19 protein-coding genes are annotated in these 17,429 nt (G+C 64.5%); 9 read left to right on the top strand and 10 right to left on the bottom strand.

Features of this window, described 5'->3' with window-relative positions:
* Positions 1–46 precede the first annotated feature (46 nt).
* Entirely contained in the window at positions 47–1,297 is a 1,251-nt protein-coding gene (locus tag U5805_RS01800) for an NAD(P)/FAD-dependent oxidoreductase (protein WP_322101708.1), read from the bottom strand.
* A 380-nt stretch (positions 1,298–1,677) separates the two neighbouring features.
* On the opposite strand from U5805_RS01800, the gene U5805_RS01795 reads away from it, so the two are divergent.
* Genes U5805_RS01795 through U5805_RS01775 form a run of 5 tightly spaced genes read left to right on the top strand, consistent with a single transcriptional unit; the run spans position 1,678 to position 5,912 of the window.
* On the top strand, positions 1,678–2,826 hold the full coding sequence (locus tag U5805_RS01795) for an ABC transporter ATP-binding protein (protein ID WP_322101707.1): 1,149 nt from the start codon (positions 1,678–1,680) through the stop codon (positions 2,824–2,826).
* Positions 2,823–3,845, top strand: a complete 1,023-nt coding sequence (locus U5805_RS01790; RefSeq protein ID WP_322101706.1) for an NAD(P)H-quinone oxidoreductase — start codon at positions 2,823–2,825, stop codon at positions 3,843–3,845. The genes U5805_RS01795 and U5805_RS01790 overlap by 4 nt, the downstream gene beginning before the upstream one ends.
* Positions 3,846–3,856: 11 nt before the next feature.
* Positions 3,857–4,474: a glutathione S-transferase N-terminal domain-containing protein gene (locus U5805_RS01785; protein WP_322101739.1), complete on the top strand. Its 618-nt coding sequence runs from the start codon at positions 3,857–3,859 to the stop codon at positions 4,472–4,474.
* A gap of 10 nt (positions 4,475–4,484) precedes the next feature.
* Positions 4,485–4,940, top strand: coding sequence for a type II 3-dehydroquinate dehydratase (locus U5805_RS01780; protein WP_322101705.1), 456 nt, complete (start codon positions 4,485–4,487; stop codon positions 4,938–4,940).
* A 12-nt stretch (positions 4,941–4,952) separates the two neighbouring features.
* Positions 4,953–5,912, top strand: coding sequence for a glyoxylate/hydroxypyruvate reductase A (locus tag U5805_RS01775; protein WP_322101704.1), 960 nt, complete (start codon positions 4,953–4,955; stop codon positions 5,910–5,912).
* A 25-nt stretch (positions 5,913–5,937) separates the two neighbouring features.
* Here the strand turns inward: U5805_RS01775 and U5805_RS01770 are convergent, their stop codons facing one another.
* The 4 genes from U5805_RS01770 to U5805_RS01755 form a co-directional block, all read right to left on the bottom strand.
* Complete coding sequence (locus U5805_RS01770; RefSeq protein WP_322101738.1) at positions 5,938–7,113, bottom strand: alpha-hydroxy acid oxidase; 1,176 nt, start codon at positions 7,111–7,113, stop codon at positions 5,938–5,940.
* A 5-nt stretch (positions 7,114–7,118) separates the two neighbouring features.
* Positions 7,119–7,940: an ABC transporter permease gene (locus U5805_RS01765; protein ID WP_322101703.1), complete on the bottom strand. Its 822-nt coding sequence runs from the start codon at positions 7,938–7,940 to the stop codon at positions 7,119–7,121.
* Between the two features lies 1 nt (position 7,941).
* Positions 7,942–8,796 carry an ABC transporter permease gene (locus U5805_RS01760; RefSeq protein WP_322101702.1) on the bottom strand — a complete coding sequence of 285 codons (855 nt, stop codon included), beginning with the start codon at positions 8,794–8,796 and terminating at the stop codon, positions 7,942–7,944.
* A gap of 112 nt (positions 8,797–8,908) precedes the next feature.
* Positions 8,909–9,934 (bottom strand): polyamine ABC transporter substrate-binding protein, encoded by a 1,026-nt coding sequence (locus U5805_RS01755; RefSeq protein WP_322101701.1) that lies wholly within the window; start codon positions 9,932–9,934, stop codon positions 8,909–8,911.
* 334 nt (positions 9,935–10,268) lie between these two features.
* On the opposite strand from U5805_RS01755, the gene U5805_RS01750 reads away from it, so the two are divergent.
* The 4 genes from U5805_RS01750 (at position 10,269) to U5805_RS01735 (ending at position 12,887) form a co-directional block, all read left to right on the top strand.
* Positions 10,269–10,682, top strand: a complete 414-nt coding sequence (locus U5805_RS01750; protein ID WP_322101700.1) for a RidA family protein — start codon at positions 10,269–10,271, stop codon at positions 10,680–10,682.
* A gap of 22 nt (positions 10,683–10,704) precedes the next feature.
* On the top strand, positions 10,705–11,376 hold the full coding sequence (locus U5805_RS01745; protein ID WP_322101699.1) for a DUF1028 domain-containing protein: 672 nt from the start codon (positions 10,705–10,707) through the stop codon (positions 11,374–11,376).
* A 111-nt stretch (positions 11,377–11,487) separates the two neighbouring features.
* Positions 11,488–12,486: a LysR family transcriptional regulator gene (locus U5805_RS01740; RefSeq protein ID WP_322101698.1), complete on the top strand. Its 999-nt coding sequence runs from the start codon at positions 11,488–11,490 to the stop codon at positions 12,484–12,486.
* Between the two features lie 95 nt (positions 12,487–12,581).
* The gene (locus U5805_RS01735; RefSeq protein ID WP_322101697.1) at positions 12,582–12,887 is read left to right on the top strand and encodes an H-NS histone family protein; all 306 of its coding nucleotides are present in this window, start codon (positions 12,582–12,584) and stop codon (positions 12,885–12,887) included.
* A 51-nt stretch (positions 12,888–12,938) separates the two neighbouring features.
* On the opposite strand, the gene U5805_RS01730 is transcribed toward U5805_RS01735, so the two are convergent.
* From U5805_RS01730 to U5805_RS01710, 5 genes are all read right to left on the bottom strand, one after another.
* The gene (locus U5805_RS01730; RefSeq protein ID WP_322101696.1) at positions 12,939–13,265 is read right to left on the bottom strand and encodes a hypothetical protein; all 327 of its coding nucleotides are present in this window, start codon (positions 13,263–13,265) and stop codon (positions 12,939–12,941) included.
* 72 nt (positions 13,266–13,337) lie between these two features.
* Positions 13,338–14,078: a 3-oxoacyl-[acyl-carrier-protein] reductase gene (gene fabG / locus U5805_RS01725; RefSeq protein ID WP_322101695.1), complete on the bottom strand. Its 741-nt coding sequence runs from the start codon at positions 14,076–14,078 to the stop codon at positions 13,338–13,340.
* Between the two features lie 16 nt (positions 14,079–14,094).
* Complete coding sequence (locus U5805_RS01720) at positions 14,095–14,886, bottom strand: SDR family oxidoreductase (RefSeq protein WP_322101694.1); 792 nt, start codon at positions 14,884–14,886, stop codon at positions 14,095–14,097.
* A gap of 33 nt (positions 14,887–14,919) precedes the next feature.
* A complete protein-coding gene (locus tag U5805_RS01715; RefSeq protein ID WP_322101693.1) occupies positions 14,920–16,038 on the bottom strand; it encodes an SMP-30/gluconolactonase/LRE family protein in 1,119 nt (372 codons plus the stop codon).
* A gap of 11 nt (positions 16,039–16,049) precedes the next feature.
* Complete coding sequence (locus U5805_RS01710; protein WP_322101692.1) at positions 16,050–17,396, bottom strand: MFS transporter; 1,347 nt, start codon at positions 17,394–17,396, stop codon at positions 16,050–16,052.
* Between the last annotated feature and the right edge of the window lie 33 nt (positions 17,397–17,429).

The following is a 17,429-nucleotide window of genomic DNA, read 5'->3' as shown; positions in this document are numbered from 1 at the left end:
AAAGCTTTGCGCGCGCCGCTACGGGCTTTAAAAAAACCAGTGCGGCTTATAGCTTCTCATACGCCACGTAATTACGCTGAAGCGCAATGTGATCGGCGATGTATTTGGCGTCGTGCCAGCAGCCGTAAATGAACGACGACGCGCGATTCGTCAATTCCGGCAAGCCCAGAAAATAAATGCCGCTTTCCGCCGAAATGCCGCGCTTGTGGAACGGCATGCCGTTTTCGTCGAAGGCGTCGACTTCGAGCCAGCTAAAGTCGAACTTGAAACCCGTGGCCCAGACAATCGTCTTGATGCCGGCCTTCGCGAGATCGAGTTCCAGAATGGGCGCCGCGATACACGCGGGATTATCGAGCAATTTCCACGCTTCGGGTTCCGGCGGCAAATCGAGGCCATTACGCTCGACGTAGGCATCGGCTTCGCGCAGCACGTCGAAATAGGCTTCGTCGCCGGCCGCGATATTCGCCGCAAGATCGCTTTCGATATGCAGCACGCCGTTTTCGTAGCCCTTCGTGAGACCCAGCACGGTGATGCCATTGTGCGCGAGGCGGCGGAAATCCATCGTCTTGCCGCCGTCGTAGCCGCTTACCGCGAACGCCACGTGCTTCTTCTTCGGCTTGATCTTGATCTCGTCCCACTTGCCGAGCACGCCGAGCCACCAGACGTAGTCGCGGTTGCGGTACGAGCGCGGCGGACGATAGTGTTCGCCGATCGACAAATACACGGTCTTGCCGCAAGCGCGCAATTCCTCGGCGATCTGCGAGCCCGAAGCGCCGCCGCCCACCACGAGCACCGCGCCGTCGGCGAGCTGGCCGGGATTCTTGTACGCCGACGAATGCAGTTGCTGAACGCCCGCATCGGCGGGCACGATGCTCGGGAATTGCGGCACCTGGAACGGCCCCGTCGCGGCCACCACGCGCTGCGCCTCGATCACGCCGTGCGAAGTCGTGACGATAAAGCCCGGGCGGTTGTCGCAGCGCTTCACCCGCGTAACTTCCACGCCGGTGCGAACCGGCGCTTCGATCATCTTCGCATAGTCCTCGAAATACTTCGCCATGCGCTCTTTCGGCGGAAAAACGTCGGGGCCGACATCGTCGAATTCGAGGTTCGGAAAGCGGTCGTGCCACGCGGGGCCATTGGCGACCAGCGAATCCCAACGCTCCGAACGCCACCGCTCCGCCACGCGCTTACGTTCGAGCACGATATGCGGCACGTTCATGTCCGAGAGATGCTCACTCATGGCAATGCCGGACTGCCCTGCCCCGATCACGAGCGTATCGATTGCTTCAACTGACATTTTTGACCCTGAAAAAAAGACGGAGACGATTCGATCTCGCGCCCGACCCGCGCAGGCGCCGGGGGAAAGCATCCGAACCCGCCTGCCCGGTTCGAGCAGGCGGTTCATTGGAGTGAAAGTGTGCTCAAGGTGCGCGCCGCTGATAACCAGCATTTTTAAAGGCGCAGCGTCGGAAAAACCAAAGGGGTGACGGCAGCGAAGCGCAACGCGGCGGCCCGGCGAGGCGCTCGGCCTCCCGGATATCGCATCCGTTTTTCCGACGCCGGGCATCAGGATTCGCAAAGCTCGCGCGGTTTCTTTTCTCGTATCCTTTGATGCAGATTTTTTATCCGGTCCGCACCGTGTCGACGCACGACGCCCCGCTTGCCAACGAGACATTCATGACATCTGTCGATCTATCCGCCCGCAACCCCGCCAGCCCGACACCCGGCACGCCGGTTGCCGTCAGCATGGAAGGCGTGGTGGCCAAATACCGCGAGCAGACGATCCTGCACGACCTTTCGCTGAAAATCGGCCAGGGCGAATTCCTCACGCTGCTCGGCCCCTCGGGCTGCGGCAAGACCACGCTGCTCAACCTGATCGCGGGCTTCACGCAAGCCAATCAGGGCGAAATCTTCATCGACGGCAATCTCGTGACCGACCTGCCGCCGCACGAGCGCGAGATCGGCATCGTGTTCCAGAATTACGCGTTGTTTCCGCACATGGACGTCGCGCGCAATATCGGCTATGGGCTGCGCATGCGCGGCGTGCCGGCGGCGGAAATCGCCGAGCGCGTGGAAGCCGCGATGCAGTTGGTCAAGCTGGGCGGCCTCGGGCATCGCAAGCCGCGCGAGCTTTCGGGCGGCCAGCAGCAGCGCGTCGCGCTCGCGCGCGCGTTGGTCATCAAGCCGAAAGTGCTGTTGCTCGACGAGCCGTTCTCGGCGCTCGACAAAGGCTTGCGCGGCGCGATGCAGGTGGAGATTCGCGAGATTCAGCGCGAGCTCGGCGTCACCACCGTGTTCGTCACGCACGACCAGGGCGAGGCGCTCAGCATGTCGGACCGCATTGCCGTGATGTCGCGCGGCCGCATTTGCCAGATCGCCACGCCCGACGAGATTTACCGGCGCCCGACCGATCCGTTCGTGGCGTCGTTCCTCGGCGACGTGAACATCTTGCCCACGCATTTCCACGGCGAGGACGCCACGCATCTGCATCTGCGTCTGGGCGCGGGTCTCGTGAGCGTCGAGCGCGAACGCCTCGTGGGCGGCGCGCACGCGGGCGGCCGCATGGACATTTACGTGCGCCCCGAACATATTCGCTTCGAGCCGCTCGGCGCCGATTCGGTGCTGACCGGCACCGTGGTCAATCACGTTTTTCAGGGCGATCACGTCGATACCTACGTCGACGTGAATGCCGCCGTGGAAGGTTCGCAACGCGTGATGGTGCGCACGGCGGGCCTCGACTCCATCGAGCGCTTCCCGATCGGCACGGTAACGGCGCTCGCGCTGCCGCCGCGCAACATGACGGTATTCGCGGAAGCCACGGCTTGAGTATTTCGAAGAACAACTCGACGATGACGATTCCCCTTTCCATGCAAGCCGTCGTGGCCCGCGAGCCCGGCGGCCCCGAAGTGCTCGCGTTGGCCGAACGCGCGGTGCCCGCGCCCGGCCCCGGCCAGGTGCTGTTGCGCGTGCTCGCGGCCGGCGTCAACCGGCCCGACATCATGCAGCGCGAAGGCCGCGCGAAACCCGCGCCCGGCGTGACCGACGTGCTCGGCCTCGAAGCCTGCGGCGAAGTCGCGGCGTGCGGCCCCGGCATGCAACGGTTCGCGCCCGGCGCACGCGTCATGGCCTTGCTGCCCGGCGGCGGTTACGCGCCGTGGTGCCTGGCCCACGCGGACCATTGCCTGCCCGTGCCCGACACGCTCGCGCACGCCGAAGCCGGCGCGCTGCCCGAAGGGCTGTTCACGATCTGGCACAACCTGTTCGAACTCGGCGCGCTCCAGATGGGCGAAACCGTGCTGATTCACGGCGCGGCCGGCGGCATCGGCACGCTCGCGATTCGCATGGCGCACGCGGCGGGCGCGACCGTCATCGCCACCGCGGGCCGCGCGGACCGGCTCCGCACGCTGCGCGAGATGGGCGCGGCGCTCGCGCTCGACTACCGCGAAACCGACTTCGTGGCCGCGTGCCGCGAAGCGACCAACGGGCGCGGCGTGGACGTCGTCGTCGACATGGTCGGCGGCGACTACGTGCGCCGCAACCTCGACGCGCTGGCATTCGGCGGACGTCATCTGAGCCTCTCGTTCCTGCAAGGCTCGCGAGTCGACATCGAACTGCTCACGCTCATGCAAAAGCAATTGAGTCTGCATTCGTCGACGCTGCGCCCTCAAACCGACGACGAAAAAACCCGCATGGCGCGCCTCATCGAACGACGCGTGCTGCCGCTGGTCGCGCAAGGCCGCGTGCGCCCGCGCGTGCATCGAAGCCTGCCGCTCGCCCAGGCCGCGCACGCGCACCGGCTGCTCGAAAGCGGCGACGTGTTCGGCAAACTGGTGCTCGTACCGTGAGCGCGAATTCGATGCAACTGCTGTACGCGCCGACCTCGCCCTATGTGCGCAAGGTGATGGTTTGCGCGCATCTGCTGGGTCTTGCCGAACACATCGCGCTGCTGCCGAGCGCCGCGAATCCCGTCGTTCGCGACGGCCGCATCGCCGCGCACAATCCCGTGGCGAAAGTCCCCACGTTGATTCTCGGCGACGGCCGCACGCTCTACGACAGCCGCGTGATCTGCGAATATCTCGCCAGCCTCAAGCCCGAATGCGGCCTGTTTCCCGCAAGCGCAGAAGCGCGCTGGCTGGCGCTCCGGCGTCAGGCGCTCGGCGACGGCCTGCTCGACGCGGCCTTGCTCGCGCGTTACGAATACACCGCGCGCCCCGCCGAAAAGCAATGGGACGCGTGGCGCGCCGCGCAACTCGTGAAGGTGCGGGCGTGCCTCGACGCGATCGAGCAGGAAGCCGGCGCGCTCGCCGCGGCGGCGCTCACCATCGGCGAGATCGCCATTGCGTGCGCACTGGGCTATCTCGACTTTCGCTTCGCGCAACTGCAATGGCGCGACACGCACCCGCAGGCCGCGCATTGGCACGCGCGCGTGCAGACGCTTGCGGCCCTGCAAATCACGCTTCCTTTCGAGCCTTGAACCGTCGCTCATGACCGATACTTCTTCCGCCTCGACCGTCTGGTTTCTCAACGGTCCCAACGCCAACCTTTACGGGCTGGACGCCAACCAGGTCTACGGCACCGACAGCTTTCCCACGCTCAAGGCGCGCTGCGAAGCCAGGGCCGCCGCGTTGAATCTCACGCTCCGTTTCGTGCAGTCGAACTGGGAGGGCCAACTCGTCGACTGGATTCAGGAGGCGCGCGGCACGGCGAGCGGCATCGTCATCAACGCGGCGGGACTCACTTATTCTTCGGTGCCGATTCTCGATGCGCTGCTTTCGTTTCCGGGAAAAATCGTCGAAGTGCATATGAGCAACATCTGGCGGCGCGAAAGTTTTCGCCACCACTCCTATATTTCGAAGGCCGCCGACGGCGTGATCGCGGGCCTGGGCGGCGACGGCTACGAGTTCGCCATCGAGGCCATCGCGCGGCTGATCCGGGCCTGAACGCCATCTTTCATGACGAATCCCCACGCCTCGCCCTCGCTCGGCACACTCGTTTTCTACAGCAAGTTCGACGACTTCGGCATCTGGAAACGCGCGCTGCAATCGCAGCTTCCCGCGCTGCGCGTCGTGCAGGCCGACGAAGTCGGCAATCCTGAACATATCCACTACGCGCTGGTCTGGAAGCCGCCCGCCGGCTTTTTCCAGCCGATGACGCAACTGAAGCTGATCGTCAATCTGGGCGCGGGCGTGGACTCGCTCGCCTCGCGCGACGACCTGCCCGCGCACGTGCCCATCACGCGCATCAGCGACCCGAACATGGCGCGCATGATGGCGGGCTACGTGCTCTTCGCCACGCTGCGTCACGCGCGCGACATTCCGTATTTCGAAGCGGCGCAGCGGCGCGGCGAATGGGCGTATCGCCACCCGCGCAATCCCGGGGACATTCGCGTGGCCGTGCTCGGTCTGGGCGAACTGGGCGCGATGGCCGCGAGCGAACTGCAACGCCAGGGACTCACGGTGCTGGGCTGGTCGCGCAGTCCGCGGCGGATCGAAGGCGTGCAGTGCCATGCGGGCCTCGACGCGCTGAACGCCGTGCTGAGCCAGGCCGATATTCTCGTCGTCATGCTGCCGCTCACCGCCGACACGAACGGCCTGCTCGATCGCGCGCGCCTGCAACGGTTGCCGCATGGCGCGGCCGTCATCAACGTGGCGCGCGGCGCCGTTGTCGATCAACTGGCGCTGACCGAACTGCTGCAAAGCGGCCACATTGGTTCGGCCACGCTCGACGTGTTCGAACGCGAGCCCTTGCCGAGCGGCGATCCGCTGTGGTCGATGCCCAACGTTTTGATCACGCCGCACCTGGCTTCGGTGGCCATTCCCGCTTCCGCCGCGAAGCAGATCGCCGACAATCTGGTGCGCGTATCGAATGGCGGCGCCCCGGCGAGTCAGGTCGATCTGCGGCGCGGCTATTGATCGCCTTGCAGCGGCCACCGGGCGCTCATGCGGCGGCGGCTTCTCGCGCCGCCGCCGCGCCATGCGCGGTCAGCAAGTCGAAGGTGAGCGCGGAAAGATCAGGACAACCGAGCAATCGCATGCAGGTCTGCAACTCCTTGTGCAGCATGGCGAGCACATCGGTCACGCCCGCTTCTCCCGCCGCCGCCAACCCATAAAGCGGCGCGCGGCCGAGCAGCACGCCGCGCGCGCCCAGCGCAACGGCCTTGGCGATATCGCTGCCACGGCGAATGCCGCCATCGACGAAAACTTCCGCGCCGCGCGGCGCATCGGCCACCACTTCGCCGAGCAGATCCAGCGGGCTGCGCGCGCCGTCGAGCTGACGCCCGCCGTGATTGGAAAGCACCACGCCATCGACATCGTGCGCGAATGCGAGGCGCGCATCGCTCGCGCCTTGAATGCCCTTCAGCAAGATCCTGCCCTGCCAATGCCTGCGCAACCACGCGACGTCGCGCCAGTTCAGCGTCAGGTCCATGCGATGCGTGCGCGTGCCGGTGCGGTCTTCGATGCCGGCGCCCAGCCGCGCGCTGCGCGACAGGTTCACGAGTCTCGGTTGACCGTGAATGCCGACCGCCGCGAGCCAGCGAGGATGCGTAGCGAGATCCCAAAGAAGCGCGGGCGTCCAGCGCACCGGCATGGCAAAGCCCGTGCGCGCATAGTCGTCGCGCTGGCCGAGAACCGGCGTGTCGACGGTGAGCATCAGCGTGGAAAACTTCGCGGCGCGCGCACGCGCCATGAGGTTCTCCGCGATACGTCGATCCTGCTGCACGTATAGCTGAAGCCACAAATCGCCTTCGGTGACGTTGCGCACGTCTTCGAGCAAACTCGTGGAAGCCGTCGACAATGCGAACGGCAAGCCCGCCTTTTGCGCCGCGCGTGCGAGCGCTTCTTCGGCGGCGCGGCGAAACAGGCCGTTGATGCCGGTCGGTCCGACCACGGCGGGCCAGGCCGCCGCCTGGCCGGCGAGCGTCGTGCGCGTATCGAGCGTGGAAACGTCGCGCAGCACGCGCGGCTCGAACGCGAGCGCTTCGAACGCGGCGCGATTGCGCCGCAACGTGATTTCGTTTTCCGCGCCGCCTTCCAGATACGCAAAGGCGAAGCGCGGCAGAAAGCGCCGCGCGGCCTCGCGGTAGTCGGCAACGTTCGAGCGGATCGCGGTCATTCGCGTCAACGGCTTTCCTCGATGTTCAGTATCTTGCCGAGACCGAGGAAGTAATTGGCAAAGGCCAGCAGGCTTGCCGTGACCACGATATACACCACCGAAAGCGCCGCCAGCGTGGGATCGGCAAACTCGCGCACGTAGTTGTACATCGTGACCGGCAGCGTTTGCGTGCTTTCCGTCGTGATGAAAAGCGAAGCCGTGAATTCGTTGAACGAGAGAATGGCCGCGAACAGCCAGCCGCCGAACAGACCCGGCGCAAGCAACGGCACGACCACGGTGAACAGCACTTTCACCGGCGGCGCGCCCAGACTCGCGGCCGCATGTTCGAGCCGCTCGTCGAGGTTTTCCATCGACACATAGACGCTGCGCAACACGAACGGCAGCACCAGAATCACGTGACACAGCACGAGAATCGCATAGCCGCGATCCGCGCCGATCTGCGCGACGAGAATCAGCAGGCCAAGCCCGATGGTGAATTGCGGCACCACCATCGGCATCGTGAGGATCGCTTGCAGCGTGTCCTTGCCCCTGAAATCGAGTCGTTTCACGGTAACGGCCACGCCCGCGCCGATCACCAGCGCGAGCGCCGAAGCCCATGCGGTGACGATCAGGCTCGAGCGGAATCCCGCCTGGAAATCCGCATAGGTCAGCACGCGCGCGAACCAGTGCCACGACCAGTGTTCGGGCGGAAACGAGAGAATGGCCTTGTCGTTGAACGCCGCCAGCGTGACCACGAACACGGGCAACAACAGGAACGCAAGGATCACGCAAATGAGCACGGGACCGGCAATGCGCAACGGCAAGGGCAAGCTGTGTCTGATCGTCATCTCAATGTCCTCCTATCCGCTTGAGGCGCGCGGTCATCTTGCCGAACACGAGCAGCGAAACCGCGGTCAATGCGAGACCGATAATGCTCAGGCTCGCGGCCAGCGGAAAATTCAGCGAGGACAAGCCAAGCTGATAAACCAGCGTGGAAATCGTCGGCACGCGGCCGCCGCCGATCATTTGCGGCGTGGCGAACGCGCTGAACGTCCACGCGAATGCCGTGGTGGAACTCGCGAGAATGCCGGGCATGGAAAGCGGCAGCGTCACCGTGACGAAGATGCGCACGGGATTCGCGCCCAGGCTTTGCGCCGCGCGTTCGTAGTCGCGGTTGATGTGCGAAATGGCGGCGCCCAGCATCAGCACGGTGACGGGAATCGTCACGTGTACGAGCGCGAGCACCACGCCGAAATGCGTGAACATGAGATCGACCGGCCAGTCGATCAGACCCAGCTTGCGCAACACCGTGTTGATGAAGCCGTTGCTGCCGAGCACGACCGTCCACGAATAGGTGCGCACGATCTCGCCCAGAAACAGCGGCGTGAGCGACAAGATGAGAATGATCGACTTGAGCGCGCGACGGCGCACGCGCACGAGCGCATACGCGAGCGGATAGGCGAGCAGCAGCGAAAACACCATCGTTTCCACGCTCAAACGCAGCGTATTCCACAGCGCGTTCAGGTAGATCATCCGGGTCAGGCCGGTGAAATTTTCCAGCGTCAGGCCGCCCACGTCGAGCGAGCCCGGCACGTAGGCGCGCAGGCTGAACTGCAACACCGTCGCGAGCGCCGCACAGGTCCCGAGCGCCACGATCACGGCGGGCGCGATCATCCATCCCTTCAGCCTGCTATAGATATTCATGGTGTCAATGGGGTTGTCGTGTTCCGGAATGCCGAAGCTCGCGCGGCTTTCCGAACGCCGTCATGACGTCCGGAAAGCCGCGCGACGAAGCTGCGCTCGAAGCGCGCCTGCCTCAATTCATGATGTTTTCGGCAAACCACTTGCGCCACGCGGGCGTGAGTTCCGCGCGCAGTTTCGAGTCGATCACGATGGTCTGCTTGTTCCACTGGTCGCGCGTGGTGAACACGCCGGGCAGCGCGGCGTCGGCCGGGGCGACGGTCGCGTTGTCGACCACCGGGCTCGCCTTTTCCAGCGCCACGATCTTCGCCTGCACCGCGGGCGAGAGCGCGATATTCATGAACTTGTAGGCGAGTTCGGCTTTTTTCGTGCCCTTCATGATGCCCATGCTGTCCACGCCCAGAATCGCGCCTTCCTTCGGAATCACGACCTTGATCGGCACGCCTTGCCCGATCTGGTAGTACGCATTCATCGAAAGCAGCACTTCCACGGGCGTCTCGCCGGTCTGAATCAGTTGCTCGCCGTTGGCGTCGTCGGTATAGAAAGCCTTGAAGTTCGGCTTGAGCGCCTTGAGCTTGTCCTCGCCCTTTTGCCAGTTCTTCGCGTCGCCGCCCGAGAGCACCGCCGCCACGGTGATGATGTGGCTCGGGTCCCAGTCCGGCGCGGAAATCTTGCCCTTGAGCGCCGGATTCCACAGATCGTTCCAGCTATTGAACTTCATGCTGGGCGGAACCATGTCGGTGCGATAGCCGATCGTGTAGACATACGCCCACGTGCCGATGTGATAAGGGCTCAGCTTCGCCTGATCCACGAGATGCGAGTAGTTCGGGAGCTTGCTCATGTCGAGCTTCTCGAACAGATTGCTGTTCACGTAGAGCCAGCCCACCTGCGAAGTGGTGACCGTCACGTCGCTTTCGGGCGTCTTGGCGAGCTTCGCCTTGTTCAGCCGGTCGATGGTGCCGCCCGTCACGTACTTCACCGGCACGCCCGTTTCCTTCGTGAATTCCTGGCCGACCGTCTGGTCGATCATGTCGCGGAAGTTGCCGCCCCAGGTGCTGACGACCAGCGCGTCTTCGGCGCTCGCGGTGCCTGCAATCAGCGCGCTGAGCGCAATGCTGGCTGTGAGTAGTTTCTTGATCACTCGATATCCCGTAGGTTGATTGGAGAATCGCGTCCGCCGCGCCCGTGGCTCGAAAGCGGGTTTGTTCAGGTACAGGCGAATAGTGAAATAGTTGATCTGGATCACCAAGTTGCCTTTTCCGCAGGCCTGGATCGCAATTTCTGACGCGAGCTTTTTTGACCGCGTTTTCGCTCGACGCAACGGCGCTCTCAGCAAAGCTGAGACACCGCCCCGGAAAAACCAAATTGGCAGCGCCGCCCGTCTGACCGACCATTTGATCCGTCGCACGCGGCGGCCGTGGCCTTGCCGCCCGCCCCAGCGCGTGCTCCGTCGATCTCCTCGTTCAAATCGCGCCATGAAACACACCCGCATTCGCACCTTCAATACCAAAGCCACCTACCCCGAACAAAAGCTCGACAACGATTTGTGCCAGGCGGTGGTCGCGCGCGGCCAGTTCGTCTTTCTGCGCGGCCAGATCGGCCAGAACCTCGACACTTCTGAAAGCGTGTGCATCGGCGACGCGGCCGGCCAAACCGAACAGGCCATGTCGAACATCGCCCTGTTGTTGAAGGAAGCGGGCGGCGAGATCGAGGACATCTGCAAGATCACCATCTACATCACGGACCCGCGCTATCGCGAAGAGGTCTATCGCGTGGTCGGCAAATGGCTCAAGGGCGTGTTCCCGGTTTCCACCGGCATCGTGGTGTCGGCGCTGGCGCGCCCGGAGTGGCTCGTCGAAGTCGACGCGACCGCCGTGATTCCCGACTGATTCTTGAAGCACGGCTATCTTCATGACCTTCTCGATCATTGCCCGCTGCCCGCAGACGGGCCAGTTCGGCGCGGCGGTGGCGTCGTCGTCGCCGGCGGTGGCGGCGCGCTGCATTCGCGTGCGCGCCGGCGTGGGCGCGGCCGCGAGCCAGAACATCACCGATCCCGCGCTGGGCGCGCAGGCGCTCGACCTGATGGCCGCGGGCGAATCTCCGGCGCAGGCCATCGACACGCTGCGCCGCCAGCCGTTTATCGACTACCGCCAGTTGATGACGATCGACGCGCAGCGCCCGCCCGCCGTCTTTACCGGTGCGAACGCGCTCGGCACCCTCGCGAGCGCGACGGGCGAACACGCTGCGTGCGCGGGCAACATGCTGGCCTCGCTCGACGTGCCCGCTGCCATGCTCGCCGCCTTCGAGCGCGCGAGCGGCCCGCTCGCCGAACGCTTGATGCAGGCGATGCTCGCCGGCGAAGCGGCCGGCGGCGAAGCAGGGCCAGTACACTCGGCGGGCTTGCTGGTTTGCGGCGAGCTGGACTGGCCGATGGTGGACTTGCGCATGGACTGGCTCGACGAATGCCCGGTGGAAGCGCTCTACGCGGCGTGGCAGGTCTACGCGCCGCAGGTGGCCGACTACATCATGCGCGCGCGCGACCCGCGCGCCGCGCCCAGCTTCGGCGTGCCCGGCGATTTGTGACGGCCGGCGATTTTTGACGCGGTGTCGGGCACAGGCGCTTTGTGCGATGATCGCTTAACCGGTGCTGGATCTTCCCGGTGGCGTTCCACTCCGTTTTATCCTGCCCCACTCATGCTGAATCGCATTTCCCTGCGTCAAATGGAATACTTCCTCGCCGCCGCCCGGTACGGAAGTATCGCCATCGCGTCCAGCCACATTCATATTTCCGCCCCGTCGATCTCCGCCGCCATCGCTCACATGGAAACGGAACTCGGCGTTCAGTTGTTCATCCGCCATCCGTCGAAAGGCATGACGCTGACGCCCGTGGGCGCGCAAGTCATGCAGGAGTGCGAACAACTTCTCGAACGCGCGTCGCGGCTTTATGAAATTGCGTCCGATTCGAGCGAGGCCATGCAAGGCGTGCTGCGCGTGGGCTGTTTCCAGTCGCTCACGCCGATGATCGCGCCCGAGGTCATCTTCGGTTTCAAGCGGGCGTTCAACAAGATCGACGTGCAACTGGTGGAAGGCGACCAGCGCGAATTGATCGACAAGCTCCATAACGGCGAGATCGACGTGGCCATCACTTACGATCTCGAACTGAGCGAGGAAGTGGAATTCGAAGTGCTGTGCCAGCTTCCGCCGCATGTACTCGTGAGCGAGCTGAATCCGCTTGCGCAGCAAAGCGCGGTCACGCTGGGCGAACTCGCGCCGCAACCCATGGTGCTGCTCGATCTGCCGATGAGCCGCGACTATTTTCTTTCGCTGTTCGCGCAAGCCGGCGTGGAGCCGCAGATCGTGGCGCGCTCGCGCTCGGAGGACGTCGTGCGCTCGCTGGTGAGCAACGGCATCGGCTATGCGCTGTTCAACGTGCGGCCGAAGTCGAACCAGTCGCTGGACGGCAAGCGTTTCACCCGCCTGCGCCTCGCGGGCGAACATCGTCCGATGCTGCTGGGGCTCGCGACCTACGCGCCCGCCAGGCGCCCGCGGCTCGCGCAGGTGTTCATGCAGCGCTGCCGCGCCTACATTTCCGACCAGTACATTCCGGGCATGAGCGCCGCCAGCTATTTCGATCCGCACCTCACGCCGCTCAACGGGCTCAGCGTCGTGCCGAGCCACGTGCGCGCGGCCTGAATTCGCCGCAGCGCGGCAAAGGCGGGCCGATTCGCGAGCGCGCGGCCGCGAACGGGTTAAAATCGGCGGGAATTCTTCAACTACCCTGCCAAACGATGTCCGACCTCAAGGAACTTCTTGCCCAGCGGCAGCAACTCGAAACGCAACTCGAGGCCGCGTTCAAGGAAGAGCGGCTCAATGTGCTGGACGAAATCGTCCGAAAGATGAAGCTGCACCGCATCGCTTTCGACGAGATTCGCGGCCCGATCGCCCAGGCGCAGCAGTCGGCGCAAGCGGCCAAAACGAAAGCGCCCGCCAAATATCGCGACCCGGTTTCCGGCAGCGAGTGGTCCGGGCGCGGCAAACCGCCGAACTGGATCAAGGACGAGCCGGACCGCTCGAAATTCCTGATCGACGCTTGAGCGCCGCGCGGCAAGCAAAACTCGCCGCATTCAACAGGGCGCGTGCGGCGCTCATGGACGGCGGCGCACCCATTCGGCGAACGCTTCGTCCTCGATGCGATAGTCGCCCATCGCAAGCCGCGTGACCAGATTCTTCTGGTGAAGGCGGCGCAGCGCCTGCGCCGCCGTGTTCTTGGTGGCGCTCTTGCCCGTCAATTCGCTCAACCGTTTCAGCCCCGCCGCGCCGTGCATGTCGGTTTCGCCGCGCGCGAGCATCGCGACCACGGCCTGACCGGCGGCGTTCAGCCCGGCCCATTCGCGCTGGAAATGCTCGTCCGGGAACGCCGAAGCCTTCGTGTGCGCGAGCGCCGCCGCGTCGCCCTGCACCTGATACAGCATGTATCGCTCGACAAAGCGCTTGAAAAACTCAGGTGTGCGATGCAATTCGTCGAAAGCGAAGCCGAAGGCGGCCTAAAGCGTCATGCCGCCCGAAGCCTCGATCACCGCGCCGTTGATATAACTCGCCTCGTCGCTGGCGAGAAACGCGTAGATATTGGCGATTTCCTCAGGCGTGCCCAGGCGGCGCAACGGCACCTGGCTGCGCATTTTTTCGATCACCTCGTCGGGCACGGTCGAAAGAATCGGCGTGTCGATAAAGCCCGGCGCAACGGCGTTGACGCGTATGCCCTTCGGACCCAGCTCGCGGCTCCACGTCTTGGTGAAGCCGATCACGCCGAACTTCGCCGCTGCATAGTTGGTCTGGCCGAAATTGCCGTAGAGGCCGACCACCGAACTCGCGTTGAGAATCACGCCGGCCTCCTGCCTCACCATGCAGTCGGCCACGGCCTGCGTAGCGTGAAAAACGCCGCGCAGATTCACGTCGATGACCTGATCGAACTGCTCCAGCGTCATCTTCTGCAAGCGCGCGTCGCGCGTGATGCCCGCGTTGTTCACGAGCACGTCGATACGTTCGAACTGCGCCAGCACCGATTCGACCACGGCGTCGACGGCCGCGCGATCCGCGATATCGAGCGTGAAGCCCATCGCCGCCGCCCCCGCCTCGCGACACGCCGAAACAACCGACGTCACCGCGCTTCCGTTGAGATCGCACACCGCGACAACGGCGCCCTCGCGCGCGAATTTCAATGCGGTGGCGGCGCCGATGCCCTGGCCCGCGCCCGTAACGATCGCCACTTTCCCTTTTAATCTCATTGCAATGTTTTTTTCGTTAGAGGTACTCGACATTGCCATCGACGCTGATGGCTTGTCCCGAGATGTTCATGCCCGCAGGCGAGGCGAGAAATAGCGCCATGGCCGCGATGTCGTCCACGGTGACCATGCGGCGCAGCGAAATCTTCTTGAGGTAGTCATCCTTCATGGCGTCGAAGGTCACGCCGGTCGATTGCGCGCGCGCCGCGATCACGCGGTCCATGCGCTCGCCCTGCACGACGCCGGGCAAAATGGCGTTGACGCGAATATTGCTCGGCCCCAGTTCGACGGCCAGCGACTTCACGAGCCCCACAATCGCCCATTTGGTCGCTGCGTACGGCGTGCGAAACGCGTAGCCCAGCCGCCCCGCCACCGACGACATGGCGATGATGCCCGCGCAGTCCGAGCTTGCCTTGAGCGCCGGCACGGCGCGGCGCAAGAAGTAATATTGGCTGTTCAGATTGGTCGCGATGGTGCGCTCCCAGTCGTCCGGCTCCATCGACTCGACTTCGCCCGTGGGACCGGCAATGCCCGCGTTGTTGACGAGAATGTCCAGGCCGCCCAGCTTCGCGAGCGCGTCGTCGATCACGCGGTCGACCTGCTCGCGCTGACCGACATCGGCCACGCCCGCGTGCAACCGGGGATTGCGCGCCACGGCCTGGTCGATCGCCGCCTGATTCACGTCGCAGATATACACCTGCGCATCGGCTTGCACGAAAGCGTCGGCAATCGCGGCGCCAATCCCCGCGGCCGCGCCCGAGACGAGCACGCGCAAACCGGGGCGGGGTTTCAGCAGTTCAAAAGTGTTCATGGGTAGCACCGGCCAATTGTTTTGTCATCCTGATTAATCCCGGGCGGCGTCCTGCCAGTGAATCATGGGCAAGCCCGCAACGGGCGCATCGAAACACGGAATCGTACTCCCTTTGAGCGAGCCGAGATAAACGGTTTTGAGGTCGGGGCCGCCAAAGGTCACGCTGGTGATCCACGGCGCGATCGTGCCGCCCGTTTGTTCGATCACCGGCATGGGAACGATCTCGCCGGTCGCGAACGCCGCTTCGAAGCGCGCCGTCGCGGCTTTGTCGCCGTCGTCCATGAGCGTGTGGAGATCGCCGTTCGGGGCGATGGCCACGAGCCGGTCCGCGAAGATCATCGCGCACCACAGGTTGCCGTAGGCGTCGAATGCGAATCCGTCGATCAGGCCCGCGCCCAACTGACTCGGGCCGTAGGTCTCGCGCGGGCCAAGTTCGCCGCTGTCCTTCACGCGAAAGCGGCTGACGCGCTTCGCCGTGGTTTCGGCCACGTACAGAAACCTTTCTTGCGCGTCGAAGCGCAATTCGTTGGCGAACGCCAGGCCGTCCGCGACGATACGCGCGCCGCGCGCGTCGATGAGCACGATATAGCCGTCGGCCAGCGTCGAGCGAATCGCATTCGGCCACGGATTCACGCGCGTGGAAACCGTGATCCAGAGACGATCCTTGCTGTCTCTCAAGACGAAATTGACCTTGCCCAGCGGCTTGCCGTCGATCGCGTCGAGCAACACGCGCAATTCGCCCGCGCGCGTGAGAAGCTCCACGCGGTCCGTGCCGATGTTCGCGACAATCACGTTGCCGTGCGCATCGAGCGCGAGGCCGTTCGGCAGCGAGCCGCTCGTGAGGCCGTCGCTCGCCGGCGCGTCGTTTTTGGGTCCGTCGCCCTCCGGTCCGTCGTCTTCGGGTCCGCCGTTTTTGGGTCCGTCGTTTTTGGGTCCGTCGTTTGCAGCCGCGGCACTCGCGCCATCCCCCGACTGCTTCGGCAAGACGAGCGTTTGTGCGCCCGTTGCGTCGATCCGCATGACGCCGCCGCGCGCGTCCGCCACGATCAGCGACCCGTCGCGCCGCGCCAGCAAACACTCGGGGCGTTGCAGGTTCTTACCGACCGTGCGGATCGTCCTCGGGTCGAGCGTGAAATGTTCGATGGGATTCATTCATCGCCTCTCTACCGCGCGTTCATGCCGGCGGCATTCGCGGCCACGGCGGGGCGTTCGGCGACCTGAATGGCCTTCGCTAGCAGCGGCACCAGCACGAGCCCCAGCACCGAAGCCGCCACGACCACGTTGAACCCGGCGTCGCTTCTGCCGGTCATCGTCTCGGCAAGCCCGAAGAGGTAAGGTCCGACAAAGCCGCCCAGGAGGCCCACCGTATTGATGAACGCGAGGCCCGCGGCGGCCTGCACGCCTTGCAGGCGCTTCATCGCCACGGCCCAGTACGAAGGCAGGATGCCGCCCGCGAAGAAGCCCGTGATGCCGAGCAACACAATCTGCGCGGCCTGATTGTGCGTGACGATAAACGCGCACGCGCTGACCACCACGCCCGCCGTCAACACGCCGAGAAAGCCGCATTCGTTGCGCACGCGGCGATGAATGCGCGGCAGCGTCAACACGCCCACGAGAAAGCCGATGCCGACACTGCTCGACAATACGCCCACGAGCAACGGCGAACTCACGTGCATCTGCGCGACGATCGACGGCGTGAAGAAATACAGCCCGACGAACGCCACTTGATTGAGAAAGTAGATCAGCGCAATGAGGATCGTGGTCGGGCGCTTGAGCGCGGCCACCCAGTCCGCCGAAGTGAGTTCCGCATGACCGTGCGTGTCGATCACCGCATGCGTTTCCAGCGCCTGCGCTTCCTGCGCGGACAGCCATCGGACTTCGGAAGGCCGGTTCGGCAAGGTGAAATACAGCACGATGCCCACCAGAATCGTCGGTACGCCTTCGAGCAGAAACATCCACTGCCAGCCGTGCAGGCCGCCCGTTCCGCCGAGCTGCATCAGCGCCGCGCCAAGCGGATTGCCGATAATGAGCGCAAGCGAAGGCGCCGTATAAATCCAGCCGACGGCAACGGGCCGGTCCTTCGGCGCGAACCACAGCGTCACCATGTACATCAGCGCGGGAAACAGCCCGGCTTCGGCAATGCCGAGCAGCACGCGCAGCACGTAGAACGACCACGGCCCTTGCACGAACATCATGGCCGTCGACAACGCGCCCCACGTCACGGCAATGCGCGCGATCCAGCCGCGCGGCCCGAAGCGGTGCGCGGCCAGATTGCTCGGCACTTCGAGCAGCGCGTAGCCGATAAAGAAAATGCCCGCGCCCAAACCGTACGCCGCCGCGCTGATGCCCAGATCGGCGGCGAGCGCGGTCTTGGCAAGCGCGACGTTGGTACGGTCGATGAACGACATGAAGTAAATGGCGCACATCAAGGGCAGCAGCCTCGCCATCGCCTTGCGCGTGGCGAGCCAGTGCGTCTCTCCGAGGCTTGAATCAACAGTAGCGGCAGTCATGGGTGTCTCCAGAAATATTCCCGCTTGTCGTTG

The sequence above is a fragment of the Paraburkholderia sp. J41 genome, from assembly GCF_905220235.1.
GTDB lineage: Bacteria > Pseudomonadota > Gammaproteobacteria > Burkholderiales > Burkholderiaceae > Paraburkholderia.
This window is presented reverse-complemented; position numbering and strand designations above follow the sequence as displayed.